Annotated in this window: 25 protein-coding genes and 1 pseudogene; 11 read left to right on the top strand and 15 right to left on the bottom strand. The window is 72.4% G+C overall.

The annotated features are described in order from the left end of the window. A pseudogene (locus tag SM793_RS21620) lies at positions 1 to 328 on the bottom strand (tetratricopeptide repeat protein); the annotation flags it as partial. Between the two features lie 217 nt (positions 329 to 545). On the opposite strand from SM793_RS21620, the gene SM793_RS21625 reads away from it, so the two are divergent. Genes SM793_RS21625 through SM793_RS21635 form a run of 3 tightly spaced genes read left to right on the top strand, consistent with a single transcriptional unit; the run spans position 546 to position 1,961 of the window. Then, positions 546 to 701: a hypothetical protein gene (locus SM793_RS21625; protein WP_320439896.1), complete on the top strand. Its 156-nt coding sequence runs from the start codon at positions 546 to 548 to the stop codon at positions 699 to 701. Then, a complete protein-coding gene (locus SM793_RS21630; RefSeq protein WP_320439897.1) occupies positions 698 to 901 on the top strand; it encodes a hypothetical protein in 204 nt (67 codons plus the stop codon). The genes SM793_RS21625 and SM793_RS21630 overlap by 4 nt, the downstream gene beginning before the upstream one ends. A gap of 52 nt (positions 902 to 953) precedes the next feature. Further along, entirely contained in the window at positions 954 to 1,961 is a 1,008-nt protein-coding gene (locus SM793_RS21635; protein WP_320439898.1) for an NAD(P)-dependent oxidoreductase, read from the top strand. Here SM793_RS21635 and SM793_RS21640 read toward each other — a convergent pair. Continuing rightward, positions 1,958 to 2,788: a glycosyltransferase family 2 protein gene (locus SM793_RS21640; protein ID WP_413816010.1), complete on the bottom strand. Its 831-nt coding sequence runs from the start codon at positions 2,786 to 2,788 to the stop codon at positions 1,958 to 1,960. The genes SM793_RS21635 and SM793_RS21640 overlap by 4 nt on opposite strands. Before the next feature lie 226 nt (positions 2,789 to 3,014). On the opposite strand from SM793_RS21640, the gene SM793_RS21645 reads away from it, so the two are divergent. Further along, positions 3,015 to 3,614 carry a hypothetical protein gene (locus SM793_RS21645; protein WP_320439900.1) on the top strand — a complete coding sequence of 200 codons (600 nt, stop codon included), beginning with the start codon at positions 3,015 to 3,017 and terminating at the stop codon, positions 3,612 to 3,614. A gap of 10 nt (positions 3,615 to 3,624) precedes the next feature. Then, positions 3,625 to 4,947, top strand: a complete 1,323-nt coding sequence (locus SM793_RS21650) for a hypothetical protein (RefSeq protein ID WP_320439901.1) — start codon at positions 3,625 to 3,627, stop codon at positions 4,945 to 4,947. A 147-nt stretch (positions 4,948 to 5,094) separates the two neighbouring features. On the opposite strand, the gene SM793_RS21655 is transcribed toward SM793_RS21650, so the two are convergent. The 3 genes from SM793_RS21655 to SM793_RS21665 form a co-directional block, all read right to left on the bottom strand. Next, positions 5,095 to 5,946, bottom strand: coding sequence for a helix-turn-helix domain-containing protein (locus SM793_RS21655; RefSeq protein ID WP_320439902.1), 852 nt, complete (start codon positions 5,944 to 5,946; stop codon positions 5,095 to 5,097). Between the two features lie 324 nt (positions 5,947 to 6,270). Next, a complete protein-coding gene (locus SM793_RS21660) occupies positions 6,271 to 6,597 on the bottom strand; it encodes an antibiotic biosynthesis monooxygenase family protein (RefSeq protein ID WP_045938573.1) in 327 nt (108 codons plus the stop codon). Positions 6,598 to 6,641: 44 nt separating this feature from the next. After that, positions 6,642 to 7,013 (bottom strand): cupin domain-containing protein, encoded by a 372-nt coding sequence (locus tag SM793_RS21665; protein ID WP_320439903.1) that lies wholly within the window; start codon positions 7,011 to 7,013, stop codon positions 6,642 to 6,644. A 63-nt stretch (positions 7,014 to 7,076) separates the two neighbouring features. On the opposite strand from SM793_RS21665, the gene SM793_RS21670 reads away from it, so the two are divergent. Then, positions 7,077 to 7,565, top strand: a complete 489-nt coding sequence (locus SM793_RS21670) for a MarR family winged helix-turn-helix transcriptional regulator (protein ID WP_320439904.1) — start codon at positions 7,077 to 7,079, stop codon at positions 7,563 to 7,565. A gap of 8 nt (positions 7,566 to 7,573) precedes the next feature. Here the strand turns inward: SM793_RS21670 and SM793_RS21675 are convergent, their stop codons facing one another. Beyond that, complete coding sequence (locus tag SM793_RS21675) at positions 7,574 to 9,670, bottom strand: MFS transporter (protein ID WP_320439905.1); 2,097 nt, start codon at positions 9,668 to 9,670, stop codon at positions 7,574 to 7,576. A 323-nt stretch (positions 9,671 to 9,993) separates the two neighbouring features. On the opposite strand from SM793_RS21675, the gene SM793_RS21680 reads away from it, so the two are divergent. After that, positions 9,994 to 11,181 carry a peptidoglycan-binding domain-containing protein gene (locus SM793_RS21680; RefSeq protein WP_320439906.1) on the top strand — a complete coding sequence of 396 codons (1,188 nt, stop codon included), beginning with the start codon at positions 9,994 to 9,996 and terminating at the stop codon, positions 11,179 to 11,181. A 28-nt stretch (positions 11,182 to 11,209) separates the two neighbouring features. On the opposite strand, the gene SM793_RS21685 is transcribed toward SM793_RS21680, so the two are convergent. The 4 genes from SM793_RS21685 to SM793_RS21700 form a co-directional block, all read right to left on the bottom strand. After that, positions 11,210 to 11,797, bottom strand: coding sequence for a TMEM165/GDT1 family protein (locus SM793_RS21685; protein ID WP_320439907.1), 588 nt, complete (start codon positions 11,795 to 11,797; stop codon positions 11,210 to 11,212). 246 nt (positions 11,798 to 12,043) lie between these two features. Beyond that, positions 12,044 to 12,838, bottom strand: coding sequence for an ABC transporter permease (locus SM793_RS21690; RefSeq protein WP_320439908.1), 795 nt, complete (start codon positions 12,836 to 12,838; stop codon positions 12,044 to 12,046). Between the two features lie 3 nt (positions 12,839 to 12,841). Further along, positions 12,842 to 14,470 (bottom strand): dolichyl-phosphate-mannose--protein mannosyltransferase, encoded by a 1,629-nt coding sequence (locus SM793_RS21695; RefSeq protein WP_320439909.1) that lies wholly within the window; start codon positions 14,468 to 14,470, stop codon positions 12,842 to 12,844. A gap of 173 nt (positions 14,471 to 14,643) precedes the next feature. Beyond that, positions 14,644 to 15,981, bottom strand: coding sequence for an MFS transporter (locus SM793_RS21700; protein ID WP_320439910.1), 1,338 nt, complete (start codon positions 15,979 to 15,981; stop codon positions 14,644 to 14,646). Positions 15,982 to 16,151: 170 nt separating this feature from the next. On the opposite strand from SM793_RS21700, the gene SM793_RS21705 reads away from it, so the two are divergent. Beyond that, positions 16,152 to 16,712: a MarR family winged helix-turn-helix transcriptional regulator gene (locus tag SM793_RS21705; protein WP_320439911.1), complete on the top strand. Its 561-nt coding sequence runs from the start codon at positions 16,152 to 16,154 to the stop codon at positions 16,710 to 16,712. A 120-nt stretch (positions 16,713 to 16,832) separates the two neighbouring features. Here SM793_RS21705 and SM793_RS21710 read toward each other — a convergent pair whose 3' ends face one another. The 3 genes from SM793_RS21710 to SM793_RS21720 all read right to left on the bottom strand — a co-directional run bounded on the left by SM793_RS21710 (position 16,833) and on the right by SM793_RS21720 (position 20,485). Further along, complete coding sequence (locus SM793_RS21710; protein WP_320439912.1) at positions 16,833 to 18,644, bottom strand: glycosyl hydrolase family 18 protein; 1,812 nt, start codon at positions 18,642 to 18,644, stop codon at positions 16,833 to 16,835. Between the two features lie 347 nt (positions 18,645 to 18,991). After that, positions 18,992 to 19,705, bottom strand: coding sequence for an FxLYD domain-containing protein (locus SM793_RS21715; protein ID WP_320439913.1), 714 nt, complete (start codon positions 19,703 to 19,705; stop codon positions 18,992 to 18,994). 219 nt (positions 19,706 to 19,924) lie between these two features. Continuing rightward, positions 19,925 to 20,485 carry a DoxX family protein gene (locus SM793_RS21720; RefSeq protein WP_320439914.1) on the bottom strand — a complete coding sequence of 187 codons (561 nt, stop codon included), beginning with the start codon at positions 20,483 to 20,485 and terminating at the stop codon, positions 19,925 to 19,927. Between the two features lie 181 nt (positions 20,486 to 20,666). Here SM793_RS21720 and SM793_RS21725 point away from each other — a divergent pair, with 181 nt between their 5' ends. Next, a complete protein-coding gene (locus SM793_RS21725) occupies positions 20,667 to 21,302 on the top strand; it encodes a MarC family protein (protein WP_320439915.1) in 636 nt (211 codons plus the stop codon). A gap of 44 nt (positions 21,303 to 21,346) precedes the next feature. On the opposite strand, the gene SM793_RS21730 is transcribed toward SM793_RS21725, so the two are convergent. After that, a complete protein-coding gene (locus SM793_RS21730) occupies positions 21,347 to 21,889 on the bottom strand; it encodes an NADPH-dependent FMN reductase (protein ID WP_320439916.1) in 543 nt (180 codons plus the stop codon). Positions 21,890 to 21,940: 51 nt separating this feature from the next. Next, on the bottom strand, positions 21,941 to 22,375 hold the full coding sequence (locus tag SM793_RS21735; protein WP_030391649.1) for an Lrp/AsnC family transcriptional regulator: 435 nt from the start codon (positions 22,373 to 22,375) through the stop codon (positions 21,941 to 21,943). 247 nt (positions 22,376 to 22,622) lie between these two features. On the opposite strand from SM793_RS21735, the gene SM793_RS21740 reads away from it, so the two are divergent. Together SM793_RS21740 and kynU are read left to right on the top strand one after the other, a co-directional pair. Next, on the top strand, positions 22,623 to 23,453 hold the full coding sequence (locus SM793_RS21740; RefSeq protein ID WP_320439917.1) for a tryptophan 2,3-dioxygenase: 831 nt from the start codon (positions 22,623 to 22,625) through the stop codon (positions 23,451 to 23,453). A gap of 163 nt (positions 23,454 to 23,616) precedes the next feature. Beyond that, positions 23,617 to 24,843 carry a kynureninase gene (gene kynU / locus SM793_RS21745; protein WP_320439918.1) on the top strand — a complete coding sequence of 409 codons (1,227 nt, stop codon included), beginning with the start codon at positions 23,617 to 23,619 and terminating at the stop codon, positions 24,841 to 24,843. Positions 24,844 to 24,939: the final 96 nt, after the last annotated feature.

Here is a 24,939-nt window from a genome sequence, read left to right on the forward strand (position 1 = left end):
CGTCGGTTCTCCCGAGTTCGGCCAGCGCGCTCAGCGTATCCGCGTCCCAGTCGGATTTTTGGGGCACGGGTGCGATCAGACCGACCTCCTCCAGCGTCACGACCCGCCCGCCGAGCGCGCGGCCCAACGCCTCGGCCAGGAATACACCAACGTTCCCGGCCGGCTGACCGCCGTTCTTCCAGTGCGTGATGCTCGACTTGTTGGTCTCCAAGAGCTCGTCATGCTCGGCCGCCACTCGCCTGACCAGGCGCGCGATCGCATCGCCGGAAAGCTTCGTCTCGTCGATGACCTTCCGCAGTCGCTCGTTCGGTTCCCTCGTCGGCGCCAAAGCGCACCTCCCTGACGGGCCGTTAAACCGGTTAAACCGCTCAGCGTGCCCAACACCGTACTCCGAGTAGCGATTGGACGGTTCACTCATTGCATGCCGCTCCCCGGGTGGGACCGCCCTCGGATCCTGAACCCCTGCGGAGCGGCGGCCTGCGGCGGCTCCAGCCATGCATCCGGCATCGGGGGCGCCCTGCCGACTCGCGCCCCCGGAGACGCCAATGACGACTGCCGACCGCACACCCCACCCGTGGAGCCTCGCCGACTCCTCCACAACAGATGCCCTCGCCCCCGACCGGGAACGCGCCCGCCGACGCGCCCTGCGTCACCCCGCCGTCGGCCGCCGCCGCGAGCGACGGCCGGAGTCCGCGGCATGAGCGCCGGGAACTCCCCGGACTTCAAGCTGCTCGAGGACCGCCACCGGGGCCTGTCCATCCGCACGTTCAAGATCGCGCAGGACGGCACCCGGTACGACGACTCCGGCGTCATCACCGTGGAGTCGGAGCCCGACGCCTACGCCTACCACCCCTCGGCCACCTGGCCTGCCTGTCGCTGCCCGCAGCACCGAGGCGGCTGACCCGCTGTCCCTACGGCACCACCCATCCCACGAGTGAGAGGAAAAACCTCCCATGTCCCTCGAACAGCTCTCAGGAAAGACCGTGCTGGTCACCGGCGCCGGCGGCCTCATCGGCAGCCGCATTACGTCCCAGCTCCGCCGGCTCGGTGCCCGCCCCGTGTCGGTGTGCAAGCTCGACGCCTACCCGCACGAGGTGTACCGCGAGCGGTTCGGCGTCGACACCGCCGACCCGGACTTCATCGTCGGCGACATCGCCGAGCCGGACCTGATGCGTAAGGTGATCTCCGGCTGCGACTACGTCATCCACGCCGCCGCCCTGGCCGACGTGGCGGCCTGCACGCGTCGGCCGCTGGACGCCATCGACACCAACATCACCGGCACCCAACGTGTCCTGGACGCCGTCGCCGCCTCGAACCGGGTGCGCAGGATGGTGTTCGTCTCCTCCGCCAGCGTCTACGGCAACGGCAGCCCGAAGTTCGCGGAGGACGCGGCGGTCCAGCCGATGTCGGTGTACGGGAACAGCAAGGCGTGGGGCGAGTACCAGACCGCCGCCGTGCTCGGCGGCGCCGGGGTCTCGTACGCCGTCGTGCGGTACTTCTCGGTCTACGGCGAGCCCCAGGTCGTCAAGGAGCGCAGCCACTCCTGGGTGGTCGCCTGGTTCGCCATGCGGGCCACGCTCGGCATGCCGCTGCACCTCAACGGCGGCGGCCACCAGATCCGCGACATGGTCCACGTGGACGACATCGCCACCGGTACGCTGTGGGCGCTGGTCGCGCCCGATGCGCACAACGAGACCGTCAACATCGGCACCAGTACTGGCACTTCGATCCGGCAGGTCGCGGAGCTCGTTCGCAGCCACTACCCGGACGTCCCGTTGATCGAGACACCCATGCCGCCCGGCGACCCCGAGGGCGGATACGCCTCCGTCGAGCGGATGGAGACGCTGTTGGGGTGGCGGCCGGGCGTCACGATGGCGGAAGGCGTCGCCCGCTACGTGGCCTGGCTGAAGGCGACCCCGGAGGCTGTCCCCGGCTGGATGCGCCAGGCCGCAGCGGCCTAAATGATCGGCGGACGCCCCAGCTTGGTCATGCTCCACACCGTGCGCCAGCGCATCGGCTTGCGCCGACCGCACGGTGTGCGCCAGCCCTCGGCGAAGCCCGCGAACCACGCCTTCAGCCCGGCCGAATCCCGCGTCCGAGCAACGGTGAGCGCCATCCACACACTGAGGTAGACCGGCACGAGCAGGGTCGGGAGGTGTCGGCGCGCCAGGTACACCCGGTTGCGCGCGTTCACCCGGTAGAAGAAGGAGTGCCGAGTCGGGCTGGTGCGCGGGTGCTGGAGCAGCAGCTCGGGGACGTAGAGCACCCGCCACTCGGCATCCAAGGCACGCCAGGCCATGTCGGTCTCCTCGTGCGCGAAGAAGAAGGCGTCCGGCCAGCCACCGACCTGCTCCAGCATCTTCGAGGACAGCGCGTGGCCGCCGCCGAGGAAGCCGGTCACCTCACCGCCACGCATCGGATCACCAGCCCGCAGCCGGGGTACATGGCGCCGCTGGGTGACACCGGTCTCGTCCGCGATCCGGAACCCGACGATCCCGAGCCCGGGGTCGGCCTCGTACAGGTCGGCGATCCGGGCGAGGACGTCATCCGCGACCAGCAAGCCGTCGTCGTCCAGGTCGATCACCACGTCCACGTCCCGCAGGTGCTCCAGGGCGACGTTCCGCCCGCCGGTCACACCGAGGTTGTCCGCGAGCTCCACGCCCTCCACCCCGGCGGGCAGTTCCGGCAGCACGCACCCGTTGCCGACCACCACGACCTTCGCGGCCTTGACCGTCTGCATCCCCACCGACGCCAGTAGCTCGGCCAGTTCCTTCGGCCGCGTGCCCATGGTCAGGACCGCCACGCCCAGCTTGACGCCCACCGAACCTCTTCCCTTCGAGGAACCAGAGATGACCTCACGAACATCGAAGCCGGGTGCCACATCACTCCGCGATCTCGCCGAAAACCGGATCCTTCCCGCCCATCAGGTCATGGATCGGGACACACTCGCCTGGATCGACAGGAACCGTCCCGAAGCCCCAGTCGCGCCGCCCACCCTGCCACATCCGCCACTCATGCTGGTACCGGCCGACACCTGGTTCGCGCAGCCCCGGCTTGTGGACTCCATCCACGGCATCCGGCACAGCGCGCGCGTCTCCCTGCTCGCCGGTCTGCTCGCCCAGGAGTACGGACTCGACCCCGATCACACCGCGGCCCTGTGCACCGCCGCAGCAGTCCACGACTGCCGGCGGCGCGACGACCGCGACGATCCCGGACACGGCCGACGGGCAGCGCTCTGGTTCACCCGAAACCAGCAAGCCGTGACCACCATGCTCGGCCGAGAACTCCCCCCCCCCGGCCTCTCCCAGCAGGCAGCCATCGCCATCGGCCTCCACGACGTCCCGTACCCGGACTTCACCTCGCAGCAGGACCTCGCTTACCAGCGGGCGCCACACCTGATCGACCTGCTCAAGGCGGCCGACTGCCTGGACCGCTACCGGCTTCCCCTCACCCGCTGGTGGCCCGACCCGTCCCACCTGCGCATCGCCATCCCCGCATGGCTCCACCCCGTCGCCTTCCACCTCGTCGTCCGAAGCGAACAGGCCCGGCTCAACGGCGCCACCAACCACGGGGCACTCATCCACGCCAGCCGGTTCCTCAACCCCCGGCAGTAGGAGGCCGTTCATGCAGCACGAGTGGGACAACGCCCACACCGACCACACAGGCAGCGCCACCCGACCGGGGCCGTCCGGCCTCGCCGAGACCAAAGCCGACTGGCGCCGACACCTCGTACACGAGACGCCCAACGGCTGGCTGCTGAGCGGCAACGCCATGACCCAGGCGCTGACCTCCGGGCGCCCTGTCCACCTGATGCACACCATCGTCGCCCTGGACGCGATCCGCGCCAGCGGGCAGCTGTACGCCTCCACCGGCTGCCTGGCAGCCGCGCTCTACTGCGCACCCCTCGCCGCCGAGCCCGCCGGCCTACGTCCCCACAACCTGGGCAGCTACCTGCTTGAGACCAAGAAGCACACCCGCACCCTGGTCTTCGAGATCACCCCTGACGCTCCCGTGCCGCCCAAGGGCATCGACTACCTCCGGCTGGGCGCTGTCCACCTGCGCACCTACCTCACCCACCGCAACTTCCTCACCGAGGCCGAGGACGCCCAGCTCCGCCGAGCGGCGCTGGGCCGGGTCCGTGCAGCGGCGCCCTTCCTCGACACCCTCCTTGCCAACGCCACGGGGCACCCGACACCAGACGCGGAATTCATCGACCGGCTCGCCGCCACCGTGCCGACCTTCCCGTTCCTCGGCTACCTCTACTTCGAGGTGGTGTCCGAATACCTGATGCTCAACTCCAAAACCCCCGAGACGAAGGCATACGCCCAGGTCGCCGAGATGAACAACCGCCTCTACAAGAGGCTGGCATTCGCCGCCGTCCGGAACATGGACAAGCTCTTCGACCTGTCCCGCTTCAACCCGGGACACGATCGCCTCCTCCGGCTCATCGGACAGATCGAGGCCGGACTGACAGCCGGGGCAGCCTGCTACATCAGGCGGCGCGTGTCACACCTGTTCGCCACCGTGGCACTCGCACCCGGCCAGGACGCGACATCCGTCACCTTCGGAGCCGCGGACTTCGACATCCTCGGCGCGACCGCACCGCACCTGCTCGGGCAGCTCGTCTTCCGCGAGATGCGCGTCATCGACCGCTACCCGCAGCTGTACCTCGCATTCGAACAATCCAAGGCGCTTGAGGCGTGGGACTACTGGAACACCGAGGGCATCCCGATGCCGTTCAACGGCACGATCCCGAAAGGCGAGATCGGAATCAATCCGGCCTATCCTCGATCCCGGTGCATCGTATGGACTGCGGAGACCTGCGAGCGCGGCCTGCTGCACCCAACAGACCAGCTGGACGTGACCTTCCTCCCTCGCCTCGCCGAACTGGGCATGACCGCCATGCGGAGAGACGAGACAGGAAAGGCCGCAGGGCACCTTCGTTAGGTCATGTCACCCTCGCCCGGCGCGGAAGCAGATGAGGAGACGCAGCCGCCCGCCACCCTCTGCGCTCAGGCGGGTGAACCGTGCGGCGCGGGCCTGCCCCTGCGCGCGCGACACCACCTTCACCCCATGGGCCACCGCCCCGACCGCCTAGATCGAGGTCCGCGACACCGTCCGCTCCCCCACCACCCGGGGCCGGCGGCAGCCGGTGCACAGCTCAGCCGCCCCGCCAACAGGACGGCCGCACAGGCCGTCCCGCCCTGCGCACTCATGACGCCTCGGGCGCGGCACCGTCACCGGCTTCACTGCGGTGCCACGGCCCAACGGAACGGGCGGCACCTTCGTCAACCGCCCGCCGAGGATCGCCGCAACGCTGTGGGTCACCTTCCCCGGCAGCGGCGCGGCCAGGATGCCCATCAGCGCGTCCGCCGACCATCCGCCCGCCAACAGGCCCTCCACCCGCGCGGCCTGGTCCGCCAGCGGCTTGCCGGCCAGAGCCAACGCCGGCTCCTGGCAGCCGAGTTCGAGCAGAAGGCCCATCCCCTCCGTCATCCGGGGCACTGTCGTCACCGGAAGGACGGAAGGTTCCTTCCGCCTCACCGTCCTTACCCTCAAGGAGGGGCTTCCCGCCTTCCCGGGGCCGGACGGCCCGGCGGCCGGTGTCACGGGAACCGGTGGCAATGCGTGAACCGCCTTGTCCGCCAAGGGCACTTCATGCACGGAGACCACCGTCCTGACCCGACCCGTCACGGGGTCGCGCACGGTCCGCCGCACGTAGTGCCCGGCCGTCTCCAGCTCCCGCAACGCCCGGGCGACCGTCGCTCGCCCCTCGACGCTCTTCGCGGCCAGCGTCCGAACATCCTCCCGAGCGCCGTTCGGCAGACTGAGGAGGTAGCCGAGCAACCCGCGCGCCGCCCAACTGAGCGAGTGCTTCCGCACGACATGCCCGTTGTCGAGGATCGTGTACCCGGGCGCGTGCTTGGGGATACGATTGATCTGCATCTTGGAGGGCCTACTTCTCCTGGTGCCGTTCCCCGGGGTGTTGGCGCACCGCCGGGGCTTTCCTTTGCTGAACGCAATGATCACGCTAATCCAGCGAACAGCCCCGGAAACCTCATCCCCATCACCCGATCGGGCGGCGCACGCGCACCCACCCCGGCGCACTCGAATGCCGAACAGCGCCCCCATGTGATGAACCGTCCAATGCCGGACAGCGCCGCCGCCCATCACCGGGCGCGAAGGTCGGGCTCATCCCTTCGGCACCCCCACGACGGCGCGCCCCGGACGCCGTTGCGTCCGGGGCGCGCCGTTCCGCGAATGCGGGTCTCAGCCCTTCGGGCCGGCCGACTGCACCACGTCGAAGGACCAGAGCGTGGAGCCGCTGGCGGCGGGCCGCTGCGGGGCCTCGCCGTCCTTGGCCGCCGGGCGGTGCGCGGCCTGCATCGGGCCGGCGAGCCAGGCCTGGAAGGACTCCTCGTCCCGCCAGCGGGTGTACACCAGGTACTGGTCGGTGCCCTCGACCGGGCGGAGCAGCTCGAAGTACTCGAAGCCGTCCGAGTTCTCCACCGCGCCGGCCCGGGCACCGAAGCGCTGCTCCAGCACCTCCCGCTGCTCGGCCGGAACGGTCAGCACATTGATCTTGACGACGGACACGCCGTACCTCCTCAGGGTTGTTCCGGGAGGCAGTCTGCTACACCTCACACGATCCACGGCGGGGCGACCCGGTCACCGGTGTCCAGGTTGACGGCCATGGAGGGCGCCGGGGAGGCGACGACGGCGGTGAAGCCGTCCACGGAACGCATCAGCCGGGGGAGGTCGGCGGGCAGGACGAGGGTGTCCCCGGCGCCGAGGGTGAACTCCTCGCCGTCCAGGTCGACGACGGCGGTGCCGGTGAGGAAGGTCCACACCTGCTCGGTGTCCATGGCGTGGCGCGGGCCCGAGCGGGCCGGCCGCATCTCCACCCGCCAGAGCGCGAGCCCGGTGCCGCCCTGGGCGGGCGAGGCGAAGGTGGTCATCACGGCGTTGGGGGTCTCGGTGCGGCGGGCGTCGGTGCTGCGGATGACGGACAAGAGCGGGTGTCTCCTCTATGATGGACAATCAGGTTGTCTATATGGTCAATGAGGTTGTCGATCATGTCAAGGGATTCCGGGGAAGGCGTGACGCCGGGCTACGAACTGCCGCTCCGGCTGCTGTTCGCGTTCCGGACGGTCATCGACGAACTGCACGAGCGGATCGCCCGCGAGGGACATCCCGACCTCCGCCCCACGCACGGCTTCGTGTTCCAGGCGATCGGGCCGCACGGCACCACCGCCGTCGAGCTCGGGAAGCGGCTCGGGGTGTCCAAGCAGGCCGCCGGGAAGACCGTCGAGCAGCTGGAACGGCTCGGCTACGTCGAGCGCGGCAGCGACCCGGCGGACGCCCGCCGCAAGGTGGTCCGGCTGACGGCGCGCGGGGTGGACTGCCTGGTCCGGTCGGCCCGGATCTTCGAGGAGCTGCGCGCGGAGTGGGTCGCGCAGCTGGGCGGCGAGGAGCGCCTGCGGGGGCTGGAGGACGCGCTGCGGACGCTCGCGCCCGGGGACCCGTTCCGACTGGACACCCCGAGGTGGTTCGGGGGCCCGTGACGCGGGCGTCAGAAGGAGCGGCCCTCGCCCTGGTACGGGGGCTGGTCCAGCACGGGGTCCGGCCGGTCCCGGCTGTCGGCGCACAGCGTGGAGGCCAGCCGGGTGAGCAGTTCGGCCAGGTCGTCGAACTGCTTCTCGTCCCAGTCGCCGAGGAGTTCGGCGAGCTGCGCCCGCCGGGCCGCGACCAGTTGCACGGCCGCCGCCTCGCCCGGCTCGGTGAGCCGCAGCGGCAGCCCGCCGGTGCGGGCCGCCAGCCCCCGGCCCTCGACCTCGCGCACCGCCTCCTCCACCACCGAGAAGGGCACGATCCGGCGCTCCGCCAGTTCGGCGGGCTCCACCGAGCCGTGGTGGTACATCTGGAGCAGCAGCCAGCTGGAGGCCGGTTTGAGGTCGAGACCCGCCGTGGCGGTGATCCGTTTGAACAGGTCGCGCCGCGCCTCCCTGGTCCCGAGGACGGACAGGGCCCGGCTGATCTCGTCCAGCGAGGAGCGCTCGACCGGGTTGAGGCCGATGGACTCGGAGAGGTCGGGGGCGGTCACGGTGGTGCGCAGCTTCTGCTCGCGCAGGAACAGCGAGAGGACGAAGGCGACCACCGCCACCGGCACCGCGTAGAGGAAGACCCGGGTGATCGACTCGGCGTAGGCGTGGTAGACCGCGGCCTGGGTGGCGGCGGGCAGCTGGTCGACGACGCGCGGGTCCGAGGTGACCGCCCCGGGGCCGAAGCCGGGCGGCAGCGGGACGCCGGCCAGGGCGTCACCGAGCCGGTCGTTGAGCCCGGAGGCGAAGATCGTGCCGAAGACGGAGACCCCGAAGGAGGCGCCGATGGAGCGGAAGAAGGTGGCGCCGGCGGTGGCGACACCGAGGTCCTGGTAGCCGACGGAGTTCTGCACGATCAGCACCAGCACCTGCATCACCAGGCCGAGGCCGAGGCCGAAGACCAGGAAGTAGCAGCTCATCTCGAAGGTGCTGCTGTGCTCGTCGAGCATGGAGAGCAGCAGCAGGCCGACGACGGTGACGGCGGTGCCGGCGATCGGGAAGACCCGGTAGTGGCCGGTCCTGGCGACGATCTGGCCGGAGCCGATCGAGGTGACCAGCATGCCGATCACCATCGGCAGCATGTGGATGCCGGACATCGTCGGCGAGACCTTCATGACCACCTGGAGGAAGGTGGGCAGATAGGTGAGCGCGCCGAACATCGCGAAGCCGACCACGAAGGAGATGACGGCCACCAGGCTGAAGGTCCGGGAGCGGAACAGCCGCAGCGGCAGGACGGGCTCCTCCGCGGTCCGCTCCACCTGGACGAAGGCGACCAGCAGGACGAGGCCGAGCACTCCCAAGCCGATGATCTGCCAGGAACTCCACCCCCAGGTCGTCCCGCCGAGCGAGGTCATCAGCACCAGGCAGGTGGCCACCGAGGCGATCAGCACGGTGCCGGGGTAGTCGATCCGGTGCCGGCGCCGGGCCTCCGTCCCGTGCAGCACGGCGGCGATCACCACCAGGGCGACCACACCGATCGGCAGGTTGATGTAGAACACCCAGCGCCAGCTGAGGTTGTCGACGAACAGGCCGCCGAGCAGCGGGCCGAGCACGCTGGTGACGCCGAAGACGGCGCCGAAGACGCCCTGGTACTTCCCCCGGTCCCGGGGCGGCACGAGGTCGCCGACGATGGCCTGCGAGAGCACGATCAGACCGCCGCCGCCCAGGCCCTGGACGGCGCGGAAGGCGATCAGCTCACCCATGTTCTGGGCGATGCCGCACAGCACCGAGCCCAGCAGGAAGATCACGATGGAGGCCTGGAAGAAGACCTTCCGGCCGTACATGTCGCCGAGCTTGCCCCACAGCGGGGTGGCCGCGGTCGCGGCGAGCATGTAGGCGGTGACCACCCAGGACAGGTGCTCCAGACCGCCGAGGTCGCTGACGATGGTGGGCAGCGCGGTGGAGACGATGGTCTGGTCGAGCGCGGCGAGCAGCATCGCCAGCAGCAGGGCCCCGATCGGCACCCACAGACTGCCCGCGGTGACCGGAGGCTGGGCGGGGACTCCCGCCGGCCCCGGTCCTGGCCCCCGGTCCGGGCTCCGGTCGGACGCGGCGATCGGATCCGTCATGGCGTCTCCGTATCCCTCACAGGTCGGCAGATGATCACTCCAAGCCACCATGCTGTCAGAAATGCCCCGTTCTGCTCCGTTCAGTTGAGCCGAACGTAAGCACGGCCGTCAGCCGGACCTTCACATCCGCCCACCCACCATTCATCGACGACCAACCCCCACCAACCGGCACAAGGCCCCCACACCGGGCCGGACGCCCCTGTCCCCCCTCGGGGACGTCCTGCATAATCAGGCCCGTCCATCGCCTGAACACGAGTCCGACCGACCACGCGTCCGGGACCGCGAACGACCGCGAACGACCGAGAACCGAGGAGGGCCGGCCGATGCCGGACCAGCGCTGCCCGACGTGCGGCTCCGCACGATCCACCGGGTGCGGCTGCCTCCCACCGGACCACGGCCTCGACGACACCGCCGTCCTGCCGCACCTGGAGGGGCCGCCACTGGTCCGCCCGTACGTGCCGCAGGCCGTCGGCCAGGTGGCGGACCCGGCCTTCCCCGAGCCCCTCGAAGCTCCCCCGGCACCGGGGCCGCCGCCGGGCGACCCGTTCGGCACCACCGTGCTGCCGCCGGTCACTCACCCGCCGGTCAATCCCCCGCCGCTCGCTCCCCCGCTGGGGCCGGACGCCGACGCCTACGCGACCACCGTGCTGCCGCCGGTGGGCGCCGGCGCCCCGCGCTTCCCCCCGGCCCCGCCAGGGGCCCGGCCCCGGGCGTACGACGCCGCCGACGACGGCGAGCTGGGCGTCTTCCCGGTCGCCCCGGCCGCCCCGGCGCCCACCGGCGGCCGGGCCGCCCGGCGCGCCGCCGAGCAGGAGAACGGCGGCGGGCCCGGCCGCCGCAAGGGGCTGCTGGTCGCGGCCGGCGCCGGTCTGCTGGCGCTCACCGTCGGCCTGGCCTACGCGGTCACCCCGTCCGCCGACCCGGACGACCGGGCCGCGCCCCCGCCCAGCACCACGATCGCCCCCGCCCCGGTGGCCCCGACCACCCCGGCCGCGCCGAGCCCGAGCGCGCCGCCGCCCACCAGTGACACCCCGACGCCCACGCCGAGCCGGACGAGCGCCAAGCCCTCGCCGACCCGGTCGACCGCGAGCACCCCGCCCCCGGCCGCGCCGAGCACCACGGTGGCCGCCGCCCCGCCGGCCCAGGTTCCGGCACCGACCGCTGCCCCGGCCACCCAGCCGCCGGCGCCGTCGAGCCCCGCCCCGACCCCCTCGGCGAGCCCGACGCCGACGGCCACCGTGACGCCCAGCGGCACGCCGACGCCGACCCCGACCCCCACGACCCGGGTGCTGCAGTACGGCATGCAGGGCGCCGACGTGCAGGCCATGCAGCAGAAGCTCGCCGTGGTGATGTGCTGGATGGCGCCGGACATTCCCGTGAACGGCTACTACGACGGGGACACCGAGTACTTCGTGTCGTACTTCCAGAGCATGCAGGGGGTCCGGGGCGACAAGAAGGGCGTCTACGGGCCCAACACCCGGGCCGCCCTGGAGAAGCGCACCGGCTGCTGACCCCCGGGGCGCCGCCCCGGACGGGCCGTCAGCCCGTGACCGCCTTGAAGATGCTGAACGCGGCCATCAGCACCATGATGCCCGCCGCCACCCGGATGATCATCTTCATCGGCACGTGCTTCAGCAGCTTCTGCCCGCCCAGGATCGCGATCCCCGCGACCGCGCACAGCGCCAGCCAGGCACCCAGGCCCACGGCCAGCGGGTCGGCGTACTTGGCCGCCAGGTTGGCGGTCATGATCTGCGTCAGGTCGCCGAACTCGGCGATCGCCACGACCACGAAGCTGGCCCCGGCGACCTTCCAGAAGCTGTTCGCGGACGGCTCCTTCGCGGCGTGCCCGTCCTCGTCGTCGCCCCCGCCGTGGAGCAGCAGCATCGCCGCGCCGGCCAGGAACAGCACGCCGGTGACACCCTCGACCCAGCGCTGCGGCAGCAGCGAGAGCAGTTGCCCGGCGACCAGGGCGATACCCACCTGGAGGGCGAAGGCGGCGGCGATCCCGGCGAAGACGTAGCTCGCCCGGTACTTGGCGCCGAGCATCAGGCTGGCCAGGGCGGTCTTGTCGGGCAGTTCGGCCAGGAAGACGATGCCGAAAGTGATCGCGGCGACGGTCAGGCTCATCGGGGGTGGTGTCCCTCGGTTCGGGCTGCCGGACCGCGGGCAGCTCCGTCAGGGGTCGCTCCGGCCCGACAGCGCTGGTGGGAAGACACGTGGGACGCACGGACGCGCCCACGTACACAGCACTGCGGCCGAAGGTCTCGCCGGCACCCGTCGGACGAAGATCCGCGGTGCCCCGGGCGCCGGGCCCCGAGGGGCCAGTATGTCGACGGTCCGGTGGAGGGCTACTCCCCTTCAACTCGGGCCAGCCTACCCGATCACCGCTCCGGCCGGCCCGGCGCGGACCAGTCCCCGGCCGACCAGCTCCAGCACCACCACGACCGCCGTCGACTCCACCGCCAGCAGCGCCACCAGCACGAACAGCTGCACCGCGCCCGCCTGGACCGGCGAGGCCCCGCCCAGCAGCATGCCCACGAACGCCCCCGGCAGCGTGACCAGGCCCACCGTCCGGGTCTGGTCGAGCGCCGGGACGAGCGAGGTCGCGGCGGCCGTCCGGCAGATCTCCATCCGGGCGTCCCGCTCCTCGAAGCCGAGCGCCAGCGCCGCCTCGACCTCGCCGTGCCGCTGGCGCAGCTCGTCCAGGGCGCGCCGCCCGGACAGCGAGGTGGCGGTGAGCGCGCCGCCGATCAGGATGCCGGAGACCGGGATGACCGACAGGCCCTTCGGCGGCAGCAGTCCGCTGCCGAGCAGCAGCACCAGCACCGGCAGCACCCCGGCGCCGATCGGCGCGGCCGCCCACAGCCAGGCCCGCCCCCGGTCCGGGACCATCCGCCGCCCGGCGGTCCGCACCGCGACGGTGAACATCAGCAGCACGAACAGCGCCGACCACCACAGCGAGTCGACCACCCAGGCGATCACCAGCGCGACGGCGGCGAGCTGGACCACCGCGCGCAGCCCGGCCCGCAGCACGGCGTGCCCGTGCCCGAGCCGGCCCCCTCCCGCGACCGCGACGGCCGCCAGCAGCAGCACCGCGGTGACCGCGCCCAGCGCCGGGGTCACCGGCAGCAGCTGTCCCCCGCCGGCGGCCGACAGGACACCGGGCACCGGTCAGATCCAGGTGGTGAACCACATCCGGTCCTGCCAGGACGTCATCGGGATCACCTCCGCCGTGTACAGCGGGTAGAAGAACGCGAAGCAGGCCATGACCGCCAGCACGACCAGCCCGGCGCCGGCCGCGCCGATCCGCCGCCGTCCGGGCGGGCAGCCCTCCGGTCCGAGCATCGCGCCCAGCATCTGCGCGACGGCCAGGCAGAGGAAGGGGACGAGCACCACCATGTAGAAGGAGAAGACCGTCCGCTCCTGGTACTGGAACCACGGCAGGTAGACGCCGGCCACCGCGCACAGCACCGCGCCGGAGCGCCAGTCCCGGCGGAAGGCCCACCGCCAGAGCAGGTAGACCAGGGCGAGGCAGGCCGCCCACCAGAGCAGCGGGGTGCCGAGGCCGAGGATCTGGGCCGCGCAGCCGCCGGACGCGGTGCAGCCGTGCTGACCGGCCGGTACCTGCTCCCAGTACATCGAGACCGGTCGGCCCTGGACCAGCCAGCTGAACGGGTTGGACTGGTAGGTGTGCGGGCTGCTGAGGCCGGTGTTGAAGTCGTACATCTGCGCGTGGTAGTGCCAGAGGCTGCGCAGCGGCGCGGGCACCCAGCCCATCGGGAGCTGCGGCAGCGGGACGCCGAGGAAGCTGTCCGGGGACAGGCCGGCCCGGTCGTCGGCCCAGTGCCGGTCGAAGCCGCCGCCGGTCGCGCCCTTGCCGCCGCCGGTGAACAGCCAGCCGGCCCAGCCGCCGACGTAGACGACGAACGCGGCGCCGACCGTGGCGAGGAAGGCGGGCCCGGCGTCCCGGCGGAGCATCGAGCGCCAGGGGCGGCGGGCGCCGGCCCAGCGGCGGCCGGACCGGTCCCACAGGACGGTGAGCACACCGAAGGCGGCCAGCACCATGACGCCGTTCCACTTGACGCCGGCGGCGGCGCCCAGGCAGACGCCGGCGGTGATCCGCCAGGGCCGCCACCCCAGCCGGACGGTGTCCCCGCCCCGGTCGGGGAGGACGGCGGCGAGGCGGGCCCGGGCGTGGTCGCGGTCGATCAGCAGCGCGCCGAAGGCGGCCAGGACGAAGAACATCTGCACGCCGTCGAGCAGGCCGACCCGGCTCATCACCAGTTGCAGACCGTCCACGGCCATCAGCAGGGCGGCGGTGCAGCCGACCAGGGTGGAGCCGAAGAGCCGGCGGCCGATCCGGGCCAGCATCAGCACGGTGACGGTGCCGAGCAGCGCGGTCATGAACCGCCAGCCGAAGGGGTGCAGGCCGAAACCCCACTCGCCGAGCGAGATCACCCACTTGCCGAGCGGCGGGTGGGCGATGAACTCGGGCGCCGAGGTGAGCGGGATCTGCTGCGGGACGGCGAGCACCTGCTCGTTCGCGTGCTCCGGCCAGGTGCCCTCGTAGCCCTGCCGGAGCAGGGACCAGGCGTCCTTGGGGTAGTAGGTCTCGTCGAAGACGAAGGCGTTGGGGTGGCCGAGGTCCCAGAACCGCAGCAGCCCGGCGAAGAGCGCCACCGCGATCGGCCCGAGCCAGTCCCAGCGGACCGCCGCCGGGCGCGGCAGCCCTCGCCGCTCCGGTGCCGGGTCGGCGGGCTCCGTCGCGGCCGGTGGGTGGGTGAGCGCCGCTTGGGTCATGGTCTCGGTAGCCTCGCCGCTTCGCCGTTCTCGCCGGGTTCCGGCCCCGAGGGGGTCGGGCCGGACGGTCAACAGCCACCGACACTATGTGCCGGTGGGCGCGAAACCAAGCGCGACGGGCGCCGGACAGGTGACCTGTCGGGCGCCCGTCGCGGGGCGGTCGGGCGGCGGGGTCAGGCGGCGGTCCGCAGCTCCCGGACCGGCCGGGCCGGGGTGCGGACCGGGGTGGCGGGGGCCTGCTCGTCACCGGCGGAGGGGGCCGCGTTGTCCTGGGCCGCGGTGAGGTGGGGCCGCAGGCGCAGCGCCTGGACCACGATCAGCACGGTGCAGCCGGCCATCGCCGCCAGGTAGACCGGCCAGGTGCCGGAGCCGACCAGCAGCACGCCCACGGCGGGGCCGACGGCGATCGCGATCTGCTTCACCAGGGCGTACCCGGCGTTGTAGGTGCCGAGCAGCCGGGCCGGGGCGAGGTCCGCGACGATCGGGCCCATGGTCGGGGCGAGCAGCGACTCGCCGACGCCGAACAGGGCGTAGATCGAGACGATCGCGACCGTGGCGGCCATCGCCTCGGTCCGGACCAGACCGGCCACCAGGGCCATCGCCCAGGCGCCGAGCCAGACCACGCCGGCGGCGGCCATCGCGGTGGTGCGGCGGCGGCGGGCGGTGATCCGCACCATGAACATCTGCAGCACCACGATGGTCAGCGCGTTGGCGCCGATGGCGAGGCCCAGGGTGGACGGGGCGGTGCCGACGGTGTCGGTGGCGAAGGCCGCGACGCCGGACTCGAACTGGCCGTAGCAGGTGAAGAAGATCAGCCCGGCGAGCACGCAGAGCCGGACCATGGCCTTGTCGGCGACCAGGGCGCGCAGGCCCCGCGGGGCGTCGGCGCCGTCCTGGACGAGCACGGGCGCGGCCTTCGGGATCCGGGCGCTGCCGGTCACCAGGGCGAGGCCGAGGAAGGTCACGGCCTCGATGGTGAACAGCCGGGTCAGGCTGGCCGGGTCTGCGACGTCCACGATCTGCCCGCCGACCAGCGCGCCGATGCCCATGCCCAGGTTGATCAGGGTGAACTGGAGCGCGAAGGCGTGCGAGCGGGTCGCGGCGGTGGAGCAGCGGACGATCATCGTGGCGAGCGCCGGCTGGCAGGTGGTGATACCCGCGCCGAACAGGAACGAGGAGACCAGCAGTGCCGGGGTGCCGGTGGCGTGCCCGAAGGCGAACGCGCCGGTGGCGGCCAGCGCGGCGCCGGCCAGCAGCACCGGGCGCGGGCCGTAGCGGTCGATGCCCCGGCCGGTGAACGGCAGCACGGCGAGCGCGGCCAGCGCGAAGACGGTGAACACCATCCCGGCGGCCGGCGCGCCCAGTCCGCGCACCTGGTCCACGTACACGAACATGTACGGCATCGTGAAGCCGCTGCCGAACGCGCTGAGCGCGTTCCCGATCTGGACGCGGCGCAGCGGGCCGCCCGCCCCACGCCGCTGCTGCCTCTGCTGCTTCACCGTGCCGGTCACCGTGCACACACCTTCCTGTGGACTCCGCCCGTCAGGGCTTCGTCAGGTTTCACTGGATACTCTTAAGCCCGGAAGACTTAAGAGCTAAAGTTTGACTCTAAAGTCTTAGCACCGGAAGAGTGCGGAGTCAAAGTCTTAAGGAGTGCATGCCGCGTGCGACACTGGTCCGCATGACTGCAGAGAAGCCCGCGCCGGCCACCGCCCGCGAGCTGGGCATCGCCGAGCAGGTGGCGCTCTACCAGCGGGAATTCCCCACCGTGGACCCTCAGGTCGAGACCATCGTGCAGAGCCTCTCCCGGGTCGCCCGGCGGATGACCGTCGCCTACGACCGGCAGCTCACTGTGCTGGGAATCACCGCCGCGGAGTGGGAGGTGCTCAAGGCGCTGGTGGTGTCCGGCAGCCCCTACCAGCTCGGTCCGGGCGAGCTGGCCAAGCGGCTCGGACTGACCCCGGCCGCGATGACCCACCGGATCGACCGGATGGTGGCCGAGGGCCTGGTCACCCGGGACCGGGACGAGGCCAACCGGGTCCGGGTGATCATCGAGCTGACCGACCTCGGCCGGGACAAGTGGCTGGAGTCGATGCGGATGGCCGCCGTCTTCGAGGAGGAACTGCTCCAGGACGTCGTCGGCGAGGACCGCGCGGTGCTCGCCGGGATGCTGGCCAGGATGCTGCGGCGGATCGAGGAGAGCCGGCCGGACACCCCGGCGCGCGCCGCCGACCAGGGCTGAGGCAGGCCCCCGGGCAGCCGAAAACGTCCGGCCCGCCGGGGGATGTCCCCCGGCGGGCCGGACGCTCGGTGCGACGGGTGCGAGGGTCCGTCAGGTCCTCACCCGGTCAGTACCGCGGGATCAGCAGGGGCCGTTGTCGGCCCAGACGCCCCAGGCGCCGCTGGCGCTCGGGTCGTCGCCCTTGGTCCACCACTTGTTGGTGTAGTAGTGACCCTTCCAGGAGACCTTGGTCGAGGTCGCGTAGGTGGCGGCCGCGTCCCAGCCCGGGGCGCCCGCGCAACCGGCCGGGGTGGTCGGCGGAGTGGTCGGCGGGGTCGTGGGCGGGGTGGTGGGCGGAGTGGTCGGCGGGGTCGTGGGCGGAGTGGTCGGCGGCGTGGTCGGCGGGGTCGTCACCGGCGGCGCCGGGCAGCCCGCGGCGGAGCCGTTGGTGGCCTCGACCATCTTGTCGAACAGACCGGTCTTGGTGCCCAGGTCGTACAGCGAGAAGGCGAACGAGCCGCCGAGGCCGTTGCAGTGCGCGTAGTCCAGCTTGGCCTGGATCGAGCGGGCGTCCTCACCGGACCAGAAGGTGCTGCCGTCGTAGAAGTACGTCGTCTTGGCGTCCTCGTCCCAGTACGTCTTCGCCGGGTTGTCGACGAATCCGGCCAGCTCCTTGTACATCTGGATGCCCGCGACGTTGCCCGACATGGAGGCACCCGCGGCGGGGCCGGTGGCGGGCTGGAAGAGACCGTTCTTGCCGTTGTTCTGGACGCCGGTCCAGCCCCGGTAGTAGAACGGCACACCCACGTTGATCTTGTTCGCGGGGAAGCCGCCCGGGATGCCGTACTGCTGGTCGCCGGCGGTGTACGCCTTGACGGCCGAGTCGACCGAGTACTTGCCGGTGCCGCCCGGAACCGGGGTCATCGGGTCGTTCGGACCGGCGTAGATCGGGGCCTGGTGGTTGGTCGGGCCCTTGGACTCCCAGCCACCGTGCATGTCGTACGTCATGATGTCGAGGAACGACAGGTACTGACCGATCTTGTCGGTCTCGACGTTCTTGATCTTGTCCTGACCGGCGCCCACCGCGGCCGCGGTGTAGTAGCTCTTGCCGTCGGTCCTGCCCTGCGCGTCGAGCTGCTCGCGCAGCTCCTTCAGCAGCAGGGTGAAGTTCTGCTTGTCGTTCGGGCTCGACAGGTTGCCGGTGTGGCCGCCGCCGCCCGGGTACTCCCAGTCGATGTCGATGCCGTCGAAGATGCCGGCCGCCGAGCCCGGGCCGCCGTAGCCGGCCTCGACCGGCAGGTTGCCCTTGATGAACATGTCGATGCAGGACGAGACCAGCTTCTTGCGCGAGGCGTCCGAGGCGGCCGCCGCCGAGAAGTACTTGGAGTACGTCCAGCCGCCCAGCGAGATCAGGACCTTGAGCTTGGGGTTCTTCGCCTTCAGCTTCTTCAGCTGGTTGAAGTTGCCCACGATCGGCTGGCCCCAGACGTCGCCGACACCGTCGACCGAGATGTCCGGGCCGAAGCTCTTCTGGTAGTCGGCGAAGGAGTCGCCCGCGCCGTCACCGGCGTTGGGGTTGTTCTCGTCCTGGCTCGCCGCCTTGTTGGCCTCGAAACAGGTGAGGCTGCTGGGGTTGATGTTGGCGAACGAGTAGATCAGGTAGTCCAGCTTCCCGGCCACGCCGGTGTCCTGGATGGTCTTCGGGTAGTACCCGTTCGCGTAGATCGACCACTGGTCGAAGTACGCCACCTTGATGCCGCCGCTGGTGGCGGGCGCGCCGGTGGAGTTGGTGACGGCGGCGTTGGCCGTGGTGCCGCCGGTGAGCGCGAGACCCGCGCCGAGCAGCAGGGAGGCCGTGGTGCCGGCGGCGATCGCGGTCAGGCTCTTGGACCGCTTGCGACGGCCGCCCTCCTGAACCGGGGCGCCGGCCCTTTCGATGCGTGAACGGAGCATGGGTGCGTGACTCCTGGTGTGGGGGATTCCGCCGGGCCCGGGAAGCTCGCACGGGGTGGGGCCGTGCGACCAGGACATGACAGAACAGGATGGGGGAATCGAACGGAACATGCCTTGACGGACGCCGGGATATGCCGAACCGGCGCCAGCGGCGAACCGCTGACGCCGGCTCAGGGGCTCCCTGCACCTGGGCACTAAAATGGACTAGACCAACTAGCCCGTCAAGGGGTGATGTTGAGGCTTGAGCCGCCGTTAAGGTTCCCCCGGAACGGGTCCGCCCCCGCTGACCTGCGGGTCAACGGGGGCGGACCAGGTCGGACGGCCGGCCCGGAGCCGGCCGGGTCCGCTCAGTAGCGGACGGCATTGGCGACCACGGCCTTCACCGAACCCGAGAGGTCCCGGTTGCTGCGCGCCTTCACCTCGGTGCTCTTCCCGGCCTCGACGTCCGGCACGGTCACCGCGGTGGCGTCCAGCACATTGCCGCTGTCGTCGGTGAAGTTGACCTGGACCACGTACCGATTGCTGCCCTGCTGCTCGTGGTTGGTGACGGTCAGCGTCGCCTCGGCCTTGCCGTCCGTGAAGGACACCGCCCCCGCCGAGACGTCCGCCTTCGCGTCCAGGCCGCCCTTGACCCCGGCGAGCGCCGAGGAGGCCGCGGCCTGGGCGGAGGAGGCCGCGGAGGCCAGGGACGAGGAGATCCCGCCGGCCGCCGAGGCGAGCGCGGAACTCGCCGCCGAGGCGGCGGCGGAGGCCGCTCCCGCGATACCCGAGCCCACCTGCCCGGCGGCCGAGGAGACCGCGCTGCCCGCCGTGCTGTCCGAGGAGCAGCCCGCCAGCGCGGCCCCGCCGATCAGGGCGGCGCCCACGACCGCGGCCACGGCGCGGCCCGGCCGGCGGACGGCGGGGGCGCGCGGGTCCCCGGCGGTCGGCCGCGGCGGCGCGGCCGGGCGGGGGGAGGTGCCGGCGGTGGTGGCCGGGGCGGCGGTGGTGGGGGTGGTCGCGGTGGTGACGGCGGTCCGGCGGGGCGGAGCCGCGGTGCGGCGGAGCGGCTGGCGGTCCATCGGGGTCCTCGATTCTGGCCGGCGCCGGGGGCCCGGCGCGCCTCCCCGCCCACGTTCCGGGGGCCGGGAGACGCCCGCCAACAGGGCTGGTGCGTTCGGGTGAGCCCGGGCCGGCGGCGCCGGACAGGGCGGTCCGGGCGCGGTCCGGGCGGGTCCTGGTGCGGTTCTGGGGTGGCTGCGGGGCGGGTGCGGAACGGGTCCGGGGCGGGTGCGGGCGGCTCAGGAGAGTCCGGAGCCGTCCTGGGTGTCCGCCTCCACCGCCGCGCGCTCCTCCGCCAGCCGTACGGCGTGCCGGCGGCGGGCCACCACGCCGTACGCGGAGGCCGCGCTCGCCACGAAGGCCAGGGCGCCGATCCACGGCTGGTCGAAGGCGTGCCCGGTCAGGTGGTCGACCGAGTACCGGCCGGGACCGGCCAGCCCCAGCGCCAGGCCGGTCGTGCCCAGGAACGCCGGGTACTCGTAGCCGCCGGACGTCACGAAGAAGCCGGCCGGGGCGTGCACCGCGACCGCCCCGGCCATGGTGCCGGCCACCACCGCGCCGGCCGCCGGGGTGGCCAGCCCGACCAGCAGCATCGCGCCGCCGCCCGCCTCGCCGAGACCGGCGGCCAGGGCGCTCTGGCGCGCCGGATGGAAGCCCATCGCCTCCATCGCCTTGGCGGTGCCGTCCAGGCCGCCACCGCCGAACCAGCCGAACAACTTCTGGGTGCCGTGGGCGATCAGCACGCCGCCGACGGCGCCGCGCAGGGCCAGCAGCCCCAGGTCCTTACGGTTCAGAGCCATGTCGATGTCCCCTTCGGGAGCCCTCCGCCGAACGGAGGGGCGGTCCGGCTTCCATGGCACCGGAAACAGCGGCTCCACTCGACCCGGGGCGGCCGTTCGGGCGAATGACGGCGCGAGCGGGAATAACCGGCCGGGGGCGTGGCGGCCGGGCGGCGGTGATCGTCGCGGCCATGCTTGGCCCATGTTCGTCTTCAACCTGAGCAGCGCCTTCATCGCCTTCTTCGCCGTGGTCGGCCCGCCGAAGGTCCTGCTGTCCTTCGCCCGGCTGGCCACCACCCGGACCACCGGGGAGCTGCGGCGCCTCGCGGCGTGGAGCACCGTCATCTCCGCGCTGATCGGCACGGTCATGGCCCTCAGCGCGGACTTCATCACCACCCTGTTCCACATCAGCGACCAGTCGCTGCAGCTCGCCGGCGGGCTGATCTTCTTCGTCTACGCGGTCGCCCTGGTCTTCGGGGTCCACCTGGGCTGGGGCACCGACGAGGCGGACGAGCACCTGGCCGGGCCCCTGGTGGACGGCATCCGCGAACTGCTGCTGCCCTACCTGGCCAGCCCACTCGCGGTCACCGCGGTGCTGGTCGCCTCGCTCACCAAGGACGACTGGGGCTGGCACACCACCGTGGCCGGCGCGTACGTCGCCGTGGTGCTGATCAACTACGTCTGCGTCTTCCTGCTCGCCCCGCTGATGCGGCACAGCCACCGCACCTCGCTGGAGGTGCTCTCCCGGCTGCTCGGACTACTGCTGGCGGCGGTCGGCGTCGAGCTGTTCCTGAACGGGCTGGCCGGACTCGGCCTGCACCTGCCCGACGGGCACTGAGCCGCCCGCCGGTACAGGTCCCGCCCCCGGCGACGCCCGGCGGCTCAGACCGCCGCGGCCAGCCGGGCCAGCGCCTCCGCGATCCGGTCGCGCACCAGCGGGTCGGCGACCAGCCCGTCCGCGCCGACGTCCCCGCGCGCCAGCGGCAGCCGCACACAGGCCGCCTCCACCACGGCCGCCCCGGTGTACCCGAGCACCGTGCGCAGCGACTCCTCCGCGCCCAGGCCGCGCCCCGGCCCGGCGGCGTTGATCCAGGCGGCCGGCTTGTCGACGATCTCCATCCCGCCGACCGTCCAGTCCAGCAGGTTCTTGAAGCTGCCCGGCAGGGTCCCGGCGTACTCGGGCGCGCAGACCAGCAGCGCGTCGGCGGCCTCCACGGCCTCGCGCAGCGCGACGACCGGCCCGGGCAGCGGATCGGTGTCGAGGTCCGGATTGAAGTGCGGCAGCCCGGCCAGCCCGGTGTAGTAGGTGGTCGCGACGCCCTCGGTGGCCAGCGCCACGGCGGCGGCGGTGCGTAGCACCGTCTCGTTGACGGACCCGGCGCGCAGGCTGCCCGGGAGCAGCAGGATGTGACGGTCGTTCGGCATGGGCAGGAACCTATAGGTCGCAGCACCCCGTCCGCGCCCGATGTCCACCGGTCACGGCACGACCACCGGCCGCCAGGGCACCGGGCTGGAGAGGATCATCGAGCTGGCCGGCTGGCCGTAGGCGCCGAGGCGGTCGATCAGGGCCTCGAAATCGGCCATCGCGGGGACGGCGACCAGCAGGGCGCAGCAGGCACCGCCGGTCACCCGGTGCAGTTGCAGCACCTCCGGCCACCGGGCCACCTCCGGGTCGCGCAGCACGCAGCGCGGGCCGTAGCACTGGATCTGCACCAGCGCGGTGATCGGCAGGCCGGCCCGGGTGAGGTCGACGTGGGCGTGGTAGCCGGCGATCACCCCGTCGGCCTCCAGCCTCCGGACCCGTTCGGCCACGGCGGGTGCGGACAGGCTCACCCGGCGCGAGAGTTCGTTGTAGGAGAGGCGGGCATCGGCCTGCAGCTCGGCCAGCAGACGGCGGTCGACGGTGTCCACGACGGGCTCCCGAGGGTGTGGTGCGGGTGTGCTCCGGTTGGCCGGATCCCACCGCTTTGCGATCGTGAAGAGGATCAGGAAAACACCTCTTGTACGACAGGCGCGATCGAGGTTGCCGTGCCCGCCGCCCATTCAAATGCGGGACCGGACCACCGCACAATGGGGCCCCGGTGAGGACCGGGGCGACGGGACCGGATCCCGGGCCCGTCCGGTGGTCCCGCCGCCGGTGACTTCAGGAGGGATCGGTATGGGGCACGACACGGTGGAGAAGCCCAACCTGTCGTTCGGCCGGGCCGGGGAGCCGGTTCGGGGCACCCCGTACGCGCGCTACGCCCGGCTGGACGAACTGCACAGCCTGCAGCAGCCGCTCAGCGAGGCCCCGGCCGAGCTGTCGTTCATCGTCACCACCCAGGTGATGGAGCTGCTGTTCGGCCTGCTGCGGCACGAGTGGACGCTCGCCCAGCGGGCGCTGCGCGCGGACGACCTGCCGGGCGCGCTGGCCGCGCTGCGCCGGGGCACCCACGTCCAGGACGTGCTGGCGGAGTCCTGGGACCTGCTGGCCACGATGACCCCGCAGGAGTTCAACTCCTTCCGCTCGGTGTTCGGCGAGGCCTCGGGCTTCCAGTCCTCGGCCTTCGTGCACCTGGAGTTCCTGCTCGGCAACAAGAACGCCGCGCTGCTGCGGATGTACGACGACAGCCCGGAGGCGCTCGCCGAGCTGACCGAGGTACTGCGCTCCCCCGGCCTGTACGACGACGCGCTCGCGCTGCTGGCCCGGCGCGGCCTGGAGCTGCCGGACACCGTCTCCGAGCGGCGCCACCAGAGCGACGAGGCCGTCGCCGCGGCCTGGCGGCGGGTCTACGCCGAGGACGGGTACGCCGAGCTGCGCCCGCTGGCCGAGGCGCTGCTGGACGTCGCCGAGCGGGTGACCCGCTGGCGCCACCGCCACCTGATGGCGGTCAAGCGGGCGATGGGCGCCAAGCCGGGGTCGGGCGGCTCCAGCGGCCTGAGCTGGCTGCGCCGCTCCGCCGAGCAGGACGTCTTCCCCGAGCTGTGGGAGATCCGGGACGGTATGTGACCGGCACCGGCCGGGCAGGAACCGGGGCAGAAACCGGGGGCCGGAACCGGGGGCAGGAACCGGCCGGGCCAGGCGCCCGGACGGGCGCCTGGCCACGCGCCGCGGGCACGCAGCCGCGGGCACGGAGCCGCGGGCACGAACGAGGAACGGGAAAGGGCAGGGCATGATCACGCGCGAGGAGTGCGCGGCGCTGGACGCCGCCGATCCGCTGGCGGCGTTCCGCAAGGAGTTCTCGCTGCCGCCGGGGGTGGTCTACCTGGACGGCAACTCGCTCGGCGCGCTGCCGGTCCGCACCCCCGAACGGGTGCGGGCGGTGGTCGAGGAGGAGTGGGGCCGCGAGCTGATCCGCAGCTGGAACGACGCGGGCTGGTTCGAGCAGCCGTACCGGCTGGGCCGGCGGATCGCCCCGCTGGTCGGCGCCGCGCCCGAGGAGGTGGTGGTCTGCGACACCACCTCGGTGAACCTCTTCAAGGTGCTGACGGCGGCGCTGCGGCTGCGGCCGGGCCGCTCCGCGGTGCTCGGCGACCGGGCGGCCTTCCCGACCGACCTCTACATCGCCGAGGGCGTGACCGGGCTGGTCCCCGGCGCCCGCAGCCTGCTGGTCGACCCGGCGGAGCTGGACGCGCACCTGGACGGGGACGTCGCCGCGGTCGTCCTCTCGCACGTGGACTACCGGACCGGTGAACTCCTCGACATGCCCGGGATCACCGCCCGGGTGCGGGCCGCCGGGGCGCTGATGATCTGGGACGTCTGCCACTCGGTGGGCGCGCTGCCGGTCGAACTCGGTGCGAGCGGAGCGGACTTCGCGGTCGGCTGCACCTACAAGTACCTGAACGGCGGCCCCGGTTCGCCGGCCTTCCTCTACGTCGCCGAGCGGCACCTGGCGGCCGGGCCGCCGCAGCCGCTGAGCGGCTGGTTCGGGCACGCCCGCCCGTTCGCCTTCGAGCCCGGCTACGAGCCCAAGGACGGCATCGGCCGCTTCCTCACCAGCTCGCCCTCGCTGCTCGGCCAGGCCGCGCTGGAGTCCTCGCTGGACATCTGGGAGCGGGCCGACCGGGCCGCCGTCCGGGCGAAGAGCCTGGCGCTGACCGATCTGTTCATCGCCCTGGTCGAGGACCTCGACGGGATCGAGGTGGTCACCCCGCGCGAGCACGGGCGGCGCGGCAGCCAGGTGGCGCTGCGGCACGCCGACGGCTACCCGGTGGTGCAGGCGCTGATCGCCCGCGGGGTGGTCGGGGACTTCCGCGCGCCGGACCTCATGCGCTTCGGCTTCACCCCGCTCTACCTCTCGCACACCGAGGTGTGGGACGCCGCGCGGCACCTCGCCGAGGTGCTGGCGAGCGGCGAGTGGAAGGACGAGCGCTTCTCGCGCCGCGGCGAGGTGACCTGAGCCCCTCGTGACGCGAACGGCCCCGCGAACGGCCCGCGCCCGGGTTCCGGGTGCGGGCCGTTCGCGCCAGGGCGTTCGCGTCACGGCGTTCGCGTC

Source organism: Kitasatospora purpeofusca, assembly GCF_034043715.1.
GTDB lineage: Bacteria > Actinomycetota > Actinomycetes > Streptomycetales > Streptomycetaceae > Kitasatospora > Kitasatospora purpeofusca_A.